The organism is Micromonospora sp. NPDC049529, from assembly GCF_055586685.1.
The window spans coordinates 1-1,567 of sequence record NZ_JBVJHT010000006.1; the positions used below are offsets into that span (position 1 = coordinate 1).

At 73.1% G+C, this 1,567-nt stretch carries 3 protein-coding genes; 1 reads left to right on the top strand and 2 read right to left on the bottom strand.

Annotated elements, in window-relative coordinates:
* On the bottom strand, positions 1 to 239 hold a 239-nt coding region (locus tag ACZ6QQ_RS11445), incomplete at its 3' end, for a LacI family DNA-binding transcriptional regulator (RefSeq protein ID WP_465875878.1).
* Between the two features lie 116 nt (positions 240 to 355).
* Between ACZ6QQ_RS11445 and ACZ6QQ_RS11450 the strand changes: the two genes are divergently transcribed.
* A complete protein-coding gene (locus ACZ6QQ_RS11450) occupies positions 356 to 1,093 on the top strand; it encodes a cupin domain-containing protein (protein ID WP_465875879.1) in 738 nt (245 codons plus the stop codon).
* A gap of 12 nt (positions 1,094 to 1,105) precedes the next feature.
* On the opposite strand, the gene ACZ6QQ_RS11455 is transcribed toward ACZ6QQ_RS11450, so the two are convergent.
* Complete coding sequence (locus ACZ6QQ_RS11455; protein WP_465875880.1) at positions 1,106 to 1,411, bottom strand: hypothetical protein; 306 nt, start codon at positions 1,409 to 1,411, stop codon at positions 1,106 to 1,108.
* Positions 1,412 to 1,567: the final 156 nt, after the last annotated feature.

A 1,567-nucleotide genomic window follows, 5' to 3' on the forward strand; every position in this document is an offset into this window, starting at 1 on the left:
CGGGTGATTTCGGCGAAGTAGGGGTCGGAGACGTCGTGGACGATGACGCCGACGGCGGAGCGGTGGTTGCGGGCGAGTAGTTGGGCGTGCGCGTTGGGGACGTACTGGAGTTCCTCGACCGCCGCCAACACCCGCTCCCGCAACTCGGGCGCGACCCGACGGGAACTGCGGCTGACGATCCGGGACACGGTCGCCGGGGACACCCCGGCCAGCCGGGCGACGTCGGCGAGTGTGGTCATCGGCGGCCTCCGTCTCCGACCGACCCCGCTACGCGTACGCGTTGACGGTCGTCAACGCCGGAGACTAGCGTCAGACGAGCCGCAGGAAAACCCTTTCCCATGAACGGTGGTCCACCATGAACGGCCAGTCCACCCCGTTTCCCCTGCCCCTGCCCGGTGGAGTCGGTGTCTCCCGGCTGTGCGTCTACGACACCGTCGCGCCGGACGGTGCCGTCGGCGGCACACCGCACCTGCACCTGTGCTGCGCCGAGGCGTACGTGGTGGCGGCCGGCACGGGCCTGGTGCAGACCCTGACCCTGAGCGGGTACGCCGAGACGCCGCTGCACCCCGGCGCGGTGGTCTGGTTCGCCCCGGGGACGATCCACCGCCTGGTCAACCACGGCGGGCTGGAGATCGTCGTACTCATGCAGAACAGCGGGCTGCCGGAGGCCGGGGACGCCGTACTGACCCTGCCCCCGGAGGTGCTCGCCGACCCGGCCGGGTACGCCGCCGCCGTGGCCCTGCCCGGTGGAGGTGCACCGGGCGGCGACCCGGCGGCCGCGTACGCCCGACGTGACCTCGCGGTGCGCGGCTTCGAGCGGCTGCGCGACAGCCTGACCGCCGGTGACCCGGGGCCGTTGCGGGAGTTCCACGCCGCCGCGATCCGGCTGGTCCAGCCGCAGCTCGACGCCTGGCGGGGGCGCTGGCGCGACGGTGCGTTGCGGGCGGCCGAGCAGACCGGCCGGCAGTTGGACGCGCTCGCCCGAGGGGAGGCGCCGCACCTGGCCGACGCGGCCGTGTACGAGTTCGCCGAGCCGCGCGAACACGGGCGCCAGGGCATGTGCGGGCTGCTGGACACGTACCCGGTGCACTGAGCTTCCGAGCCGTCAGGTCGGTCGTCGCCGTCGAGCGGGGTTCGGGTCGGGGGCCCAGCCGAAGAAGCGGGCGTCGAGCTGCCGGCTCGGCAGTTCGGGCAGTTGGACCGCCGCCCGGTCGCGGAAGTGGCGCAGGTAGACGCGCAGCTTGGCCGGTTCCCGCCGGTAGAGCACCAGCAGGCGGCGCCGGATCACCGGGCACGGCCATTCGTCGCGACAGTCGACGCAGCGCCACCGCTCGTCGTAACGATGCACGGCGGTCAGGTCGTCGCCGTCACCACCGGCGTGCCTCGTGTCCACTGTCGACGGACTGGTCATCCGGGTCACCTCCCGGTGCCTATGGCATCACCGGGAGCAACGTGGGCGACGCACCCGAGGTGCGCCCCCCCCGACGGGGTGGAGCCAAAGGGGGCCGGAGAGCACGGCGCGGGGGGCGTCTGCGTTACCGGTTCCTCCTGGCCACCGTCCGAAATC

Excerpts from the sequence above, each read along its gene's own strand:
- ACZ6QQ_RS11450 (WP_465875879.1), top strand. The coding sequence starts at position 356 with ATGAACGGCCAGTCCACCCCGTTTCCCCTGCCCCTGCCCGGTGGAGTC.
- ACZ6QQ_RS11455 (WP_465875880.1), bottom strand. The coding sequence starts at position 1,411 with ATGACCAGTCCGTCGACAGTGGACACGAGGCACGCCGGTGGTGACGGC.